Below are 6,327 nucleotides of genomic sequence, written 5' to 3' on the forward strand. Positions count from 1 at the left end.
ATGCTCGGGGCCTTTCCGCGTTTCTGGAGCGCTTCCTGCGCGCTTCCGGGGTGCTTCGGAGCATGTGCCGGGATGTTTCGACTTCAGATCCACGCGCGTCTCTGGCTCAAGGCCGGAGGTCCCCTTGAGGATCGCAGTTGGCCCAGGCCGCTCGTTGACGTCCCGTACGGAGAGCTGTGTGTCCAGGTGGGGGGTGAGTGAGCGGTCGTGATGGTCAGTAGGGTTGAGGTGTGGACTTTCGTGCGGTTGAACGCGCGATCCTGGAGCGGGGCGTCGAGTGGGATTTCGAGCCGACGCTCGACAGGATCGCGGCCCTTCTGGATCTGCTCGGCTCGCCGCAGCGGGCCTACCAGGTCATACACATCGCCGGCACGAACGGCAAGACCAGCACGGCGAGGCTGATCGAGAGCCTGCTGCGTGAGCGCAACCTGCGGGTGGGCCGTTTCACCAGCCCTCACCTGGTGTCGATGCGCGAGCGGATCACGGTCGACGGCGAGCCGCTCAGCGAGGAGCGCTTCGTTCAGGTCTATGAGGAGATCGCGCCCTTCGTGGAGCTGACGGACGCGCAGGGCGGGAGGCGCATCCAGTTCTTCGAACTGCTCACCGCCATGGCGTTCGCGGCGTTCGCCGACACCCCGGTCGACGTGGCCGTGGTGGAGACGGGCATGGGCGGGTCCTGGGACGCGACGAACGTCGCCGACGGCACCGTGGCCGTCGTCACGCCGATCTCGCTCGACCATACCGACAGGCTGGGCCCCGACATCCCGAGCATCGCCCAGGAAAAGGCCGGCATCATCAAGCCGGGCGCCACCGCCGTGTTCGCGCAGCAGGAGCTGGCCGCGGCCGAGGTGCTGATGCGGCGGGCGGCCGACGTGGGCGCGGTGGTCGCGCGTGAGGGCCTGGAGTTCGGGGTGCTCGGCCGCGAGGTCGCCGTCGGCGGGCAGCTGGTCACCTTCCGCGGGTTGAAGGGCGTTTACGACGATGTCTACCTTCCGCTCCACGGCGCCTACCAGGCCGGTAACGCCGCCTGCGCGCTGGCCGCGGTCGAGGCGCTGACCGGTGGTGACGACCCGCTCGACGTGGAGCTGGTGCGTGCGGCGTTCGCGCAGGCGTCCTCCCCGGGGAGGCTGGAGGTGGTGCGGCGTAACCCGACGGTGCTGCTGGACGCGGCGCACAACCCGGGCGGTATGGAGGCCACCCTCGACGCGATCCACGAGGCGTTCGACTTCCCCAAGCTCGTCGGCGTCCTGGCGGTCATGGCCGACAAGGACGTCGAAGGGCTGCTCGACCTTTTGGAGCCCGTGCTCGACGAGGTCGTCGTCACCCGTAACTCCTCGCCGCGTTCGCTGCCGGCCGCCGAGCTGGGGGCGCTGGCGGAGTCCCTCTTCGGCGAGGGACGAGTGAGGGTCACAGAACGCCTCGACGACGCCATCGACCAGGCCATCGGCATCGCCGACGCGGACGGCGAGTTCGCCGGCACCGGCGTGCTGATCACCGGTTCGGTGGTCACGGTGGGGGACGCGCGGTTCCTGTTGAAGGCGGAGGGGGCGTGATGGGCGTGCTCGATTTCCAGGTGACGCCCGGGATGCGGCGGCTGGGCGCGAGCGTGCTGGGCATGGAGGCGATCGTCGTCGCCCTCTTCACCCCGGTCGCGATCAGCGTCGGCGGGGTGGCCCCGGCGCTCGCGGTGACGGCCGGGATCGGTCTGGCCGTGCTCTGCGTCGTCGCCGCGGGGCTGCTCAAGAAGCCGGTCGGGTACGTGCTCGGGAGCGTGGCGCAGGTGCTGGCGATCTGCACCGGGTTCCTGGTGCCGACCATGTTCTTCCTCGGGGCGATCTTCGCCGCGCTGTGGATCACGGCGATATTCGTCGCTCGCCGTGTCGAGGGCGTGACTTCCCGCTAAAGTCGGGATTCATGGCCGTCCCCTCTATTCAGCGGTCCCCTGAGGCCGCGCCACCCGCCGGTTCCGCGTGGGTGTCCGACATTCTGCTCGGCCTGCTCATCGTGGTCGCGCTGCCGGTGGCGATCGTCGCCATCCCCAACACCGTGTCCGTGGTCGCGGACCTGTTGCCCGCCGGGATCGACCGGGTCGGGCTCGTGCGCGCGCACGGGCTGGCCCTGCCGGCGATGATGCTGACCGTCCCGCTCGCCGCCCTGGCGCTGCGCCGGGTCAGGGCCGCGCCCGTGCTCGTCGCCGGGCTGGCGCTGGTGGCCGTCGCCGACGCGGCGGGCGGTTACGCGGACTCCTCCGCCATGGTCGGGGTGCTGCGGGTGGCCCACGGCGTCGGCGGCGGGCTGCTCGTCCCCGCCACGCTGGTCGCGGTCTGGGATCGGTCGCGCCGGCTGCGCGGCCTGTGGGCCGGCGTGCTGGCGCTGAGCCTGCTGGGCGCGCAGGCACTGGCGCTCTGGCCGCTGGCGGGCACGACGGACTGGCGGGTCACCCTGCAGCCTTATCCGCTGGTCAGCGGCGTCGCGCTGGCGGTGGCCGCCGTCTACTTCGTGCTCTGGCTGGTGCGCGGCCGGACGCCCCTGCCGCCCGCCGATCCGGGGGAGCGCCACCGCGTTCTCCTGGCGACCGCGCTGGCCGCGGGCGTGGCCGTCGTGGCCATCGGCGCGGCGAGCGCGGACTGGAGCGCCCTGCTGATGATCGTGCCGGCGGGGCTCGCCGTGGTGGGGGCGCTGGCGCTGGCGTCCATCGGCACGCGCGAGAGCCGTACGCTCGCGTACGCGCTGGTGGCGGTCGGAGTCGTGGTGCTGCCCACGGTCGCCCAGGTGACGTTCGCGGAGATGGGCGGCATGGGCGGGCCGGGGCTGAAAGGGCTGTGGATCCCGTTCAGCGTCGCCGGGGTCGCGGCGGTCGTGGCGGCGGTCACGGTCCGCGGGTCGGCCGCGTCCGGCCAGTGGCTCACCCAGGTGGGGCTTCTGTCCATGGTGGCCGGGCTGTCCGCGGTGCGGCTGGTGGTGCCGTCGGCGGAGGGGCTGGTGCTGGTGGTGCCGTTCACCCTGCTCGCGGTCGGCGCGTCTGTGGCGCTCACGGCGGCGCTCTCCGAGGCGGGGGCGGGCGCGGGCCTGTTCGGGCTGGCGCTGTGCTTCCCCGGGGTGCTGGCGGGCTATCTCCTCGGTACGGGGATGCAGAAGGCGCTGCTCGACCAGGGGTCGAGGCAGGAGTTCGTCGACAGTTACGTCGGCGTCCTGCATCTGTGGGCGCTGGTCGCGGGCTTCCTGGTGGTGGCGGTCATCGTCCTGGTGTCCGTCATGTCGCGCCGGGACCCGGCGGCGAAGGACGGCAGGGACGCGGTCCCCGGCGGTGACCGGGACGGTGACGAGGAGGGTGATCCGGAGGGTGACGAGGACGGGGAGACGCCGTCCGACCCGGAGAAGACGGGCTGGGGGGTGCCGCCGGTGCCGCCACCCGCCCAGTCGCCCGAGAGCCGAGCCTGAGACCCGGACCTGAGACCCGGACCTGAGACCCGCGCCTGACACCCGCGCCTGACACCCGGACCTGGGAGCCGAGCCTGAGCGGTCGGGGAAGGGTGACTGGTTCGGGGCGGTAAGCTGTGCCGCAGCTTCGCGTGGCCTGTGCGGCGGAGCGTCCCGGGCCAGGCCGTGCTCGTAGCGCTGCTCGTAGCCCGCATCCGCGACCCCTGTTCGAAGGAGAACTCCAAGTGTCCGAGCGCACTCTTGTCCTGATCAAGCCCGATGGGGTGAAGCGCGGCCTGATCGGTGACGTGATCGCCCGCGTGGAGCGCAAGGGTCTCAAGGTCGTGGCGATGGACCTGCGCACCCTCGACGGCGAGACCGCCAAGGCCCACTACGCCGAGCACTCCGAGAAGCCGTTCTTCGGCGAGCTCGTCGAGTTCATCACCTCGGGGCCGCTGGTGGCGATGGTGGTCGAGGGTCACCGCGCCGTCGAGGCGTTCCGTTCGCTGGCGGGGCTCACCGACCCGGTGAAGTCGCCTCCCGGAACGATCCGTGGCGACCACGCGCTGGAGATCGGCGAGAACGTGGTTCACGGCTCCGACTCGCCGGAGTCGGCGGCTCGGGAGATCAAGATCTTCTTCCCGGACCGGTTCTAGGCTTCCACGCGCATCTTGTGCCCGCAGGCTCGACGCCTCGCGGGCACTCCGCGTTTCCAGACCTACCCGAGGGCGCGGATGGTAGCGCGCAATCGGGGCAAAATCGCGGTGCGCGGAGTGGCTTGAGATTTTTGTGGGGCGCACGGGCTCAGTACGGGAGCTGGTGGGTACGTCACGTTACGATTCGAATTCAGTCCGTAGTCATTGCGGCCTTGGATTGGGTCTTGACTCCGTAGTCCTATGCGAACGTCGCGGGAAGGCTCCGTTCCCCATGGGTAGCAAGCTCGCCTTTCTCGGCCGCGACATGGCGGTCGATCTCGGCACCGCCAACACGCTGGTGTACGTGCGCGGCCGCGGCATCGTGCTCAGCGAACCGTCAGTCGTGGCCATCAACACCGCCACCGAGAAGATCGTCGCCGTGGGCGTCGAGGCCAAACGCATGATCGGGCGCACGCCCGGCAACATCGTGGCGGTCCGCCCGCTCAAGGACGGGGTGATCGCGGACTTCGAGGTCACCGAGCGCATGTTGCGCTATTTCATCCAACGGGCCCAGAAACGCCGCCACCTGGCCAAACCTCGCATCATCATCGCGGTGCCCAGTGGCATCACCGGCGTCGAGCAGCGGGCCGTCAAGGAGGCGGGCTACCAGGCCGGGGCGCGCAAGGTCTACATCGTCGAGGAGCCGATGGCGGCGGCGATCGGGGCCGGCCTGCCGGTGCACGAGCCCACCGGCAACATGGTCGTCGACATCGGCGGCGGCACCACCGAGGTGGCGATCATCTCCATGGGCGGCGTCGTCACCAGCAGGTCCATCAGAGTCGGCGGTGACGAGCTGGACCAGGCGGTGATCACGTACGTGAAGAAGGAGTTCTCGCTCATGCTCGGCGAGCGCACCGCCGAGGAGATCAAGATGACGGTCGGCTCGGCCTGGGCCGACGGCGACGAGGCGCATGCCGAAGTCCGCGGCCGTGACCTGGTCAGCGGCATGCCGAAGACGATCATCGTGTCGGCCGAGGAGATCCGTAAGGCCATCGAGGAGCCGGTCAACGCCATCGCCGACGCGGTCCGGTCCACGCTCGACCAGTGCCCGCCGGAGCTGTCCGGCGATCTGATGGACCGGGGCCTCGCCCTGACCGGCGGCGGCGCGCTGCTCAAGGGCCTGGACGAGCGGCTCAGGCATGAGACGGGCATGCCCGTGCACCTGGTGGACAACGCGCTCGACTCGGTCGCTCTCGGCTCCGGGCGGTGCGTGGAGGACTTCGACGCGCTGCAGCAGGTGCTGGTCCCGGAGTCGCGACGCTGATGAGGGACTCCCGCCAGGCACGGCTGATCCTGGGAACGCTCCTGACGGTGGCGCTGGTCATCCTGACCGTCGACCACCGCATGGGGGAGAGCTCGCCGCTGAGGCCGCTGCGCGGGGCCGGGTCGTGGGCCTTCGGCACGGCGGAGCGGGCGGGGGCGGCGGTGATCCGGCCGGTGACCGGGTTCTTCGAGGCCCTGGCCGCCGCTCCGAGCGCCCAGGAGGACCTCGCCAGGCTCCGCAAGGAGAACGCGAGGCTCCGGTCCGACCTGGCCGCCGGCAGGGTCGACGCCGAGCGGTCCACGCAGCTCAAGCGGATGCTCGGGCTGGCGTCGCTCGGCGGCTACAAGGTGGTGCCGGCCAATGTGATCGCCCGGCGTGGCCAGCCGGGGTTCGAGGAGGCGGTCGAGATCGACGCCGGCGCCGACGACGGGGTGCGGGCGAACATGACCGTGCTCAACGGTGACGGGCTGATCGGCCGGGTGGTCCACGCCGGCTCCCGTACGTCGAGCGTGATGCTGCTGAGCGACCCCGCCTCGGCGGCCGGCGCGCGCATGGAGAACGGCAGGGAGATCGGCGTGGTGCACGGCGTGGGCGAGCACGGCCGGCTGCTGCGCTTCCAGCTCCTCGACGCGACGGCGCCGGTGACGCGGGGCACCCGCCTGGTCAGCTTCGGCTCCCACCGCGGCGCGCCGTACGTGCCGGGGGTGCCGATCGGGGTGGTCGAGCAGGTGGAGACGGCGGCGGGCGAGCTGACGAGGACCGCGTACGCGCGGCCGTACGCCGATCTGACCGCGCTGGACGTGGTCGGCGTGGTGGTGCGGCCGCCGGCACGTGACCCGAGAGACGCCGTGCTGCCGCGCAGGGAGGGGACGGAATGACCGCTGTCGTGGCGGTGCTGGGGGCGGTGCTGGTGCAGTTCATGCTGGTGAACCGGCTGCCGCTGCCCGC

Annotated in this window: 6 protein-coding genes; all 6 read left to right on the forward strand. The window is 71.2% G+C overall.

Annotation, left to right across the window (positions count from 1 at the left end):
• Positions 1 to 230: 230 nt before the first annotated feature.
• The 6 genes from OUY22_RS35075 to mreC all read left to right on the forward strand — a co-directional run bounded on the left by OUY22_RS35075 (position 231) and on the right by mreC (position 6,257).
• Positions 231 to 1,553, forward strand: a complete 1,323-nt coding sequence (locus tag OUY22_RS35075) for a bifunctional folylpolyglutamate synthase/dihydrofolate synthase (RefSeq protein WP_270159616.1) — start codon at positions 231 to 233, stop codon at positions 1,551 to 1,553.
• Entirely contained in the window at positions 1,553 to 1,903 is a 351-nt protein-coding gene (locus OUY22_RS35080) for a DUF4233 domain-containing protein (RefSeq protein ID WP_270159617.1), read from the forward strand. Before OUY22_RS35075 ends, OUY22_RS35080 begins: the two co-directional genes overlap by 1 nt.
• Positions 1,904 to 1,974: 71 nt before the next feature.
• Positions 1,975 to 3,441: a hypothetical protein gene (locus OUY22_RS35085; RefSeq protein ID WP_270159618.1), complete on the forward strand. Its 1,467-nt coding sequence runs from the start codon at positions 1,975 to 1,977 to the stop codon at positions 3,439 to 3,441.
• Between the two features lie 224 nt (positions 3,442 to 3,665).
• Positions 3,666 to 4,076, forward strand: a complete 411-nt coding sequence (ndk, locus tag OUY22_RS35090; protein ID WP_270159619.1) for a nucleoside-diphosphate kinase — start codon at positions 3,666 to 3,668, stop codon at positions 4,074 to 4,076.
• Positions 4,077 to 4,347: 271 nt separating this feature from the next.
• A complete protein-coding gene (locus OUY22_RS35095) occupies positions 4,348 to 5,379 on the forward strand; it encodes a rod shape-determining protein (RefSeq protein ID WP_270159620.1) in 1,032 nt (343 codons plus the stop codon).
• Positions 5,379 to 6,257 carry a rod shape-determining protein MreC gene (mreC, locus tag OUY22_RS35100; protein WP_270159621.1) on the forward strand — a complete coding sequence of 293 codons (879 nt, stop codon included), beginning with the start codon at positions 5,379 to 5,381 and terminating at the stop codon, positions 6,255 to 6,257. Before OUY22_RS35095 ends, mreC begins: the two co-directional genes overlap by 1 nt.
• Positions 6,258 to 6,327: the final 70 nt, after the last annotated feature.

Source organism: Nonomuraea corallina, assembly GCF_027620315.1.
Lineage (GTDB): Bacteria > Actinomycetota > Actinomycetes > Streptosporangiales > Streptosporangiaceae > Nonomuraea > Nonomuraea corallina.

Excerpts from the sequence above, each read along its gene's own strand:
- mreC (WP_270159621.1), top strand. The coding sequence starts at position 5,379 with ATGAGGGACTCCCGCCAGGCACGGCTGATCCTGGGAACGCTCCTGACG.
- OUY22_RS35080 (WP_270159617.1), top strand. The coding sequence starts at position 1,553 with ATGGGCGTGCTCGATTTCCAGGTGACGCCCGGGATGCGGCGGCTGGGC.
- OUY22_RS35095 (WP_270159620.1), top strand. The coding sequence starts at position 4,348 with ATGGGTAGCAAGCTCGCCTTTCTCGGCCGCGACATGGCGGTCGATCTC.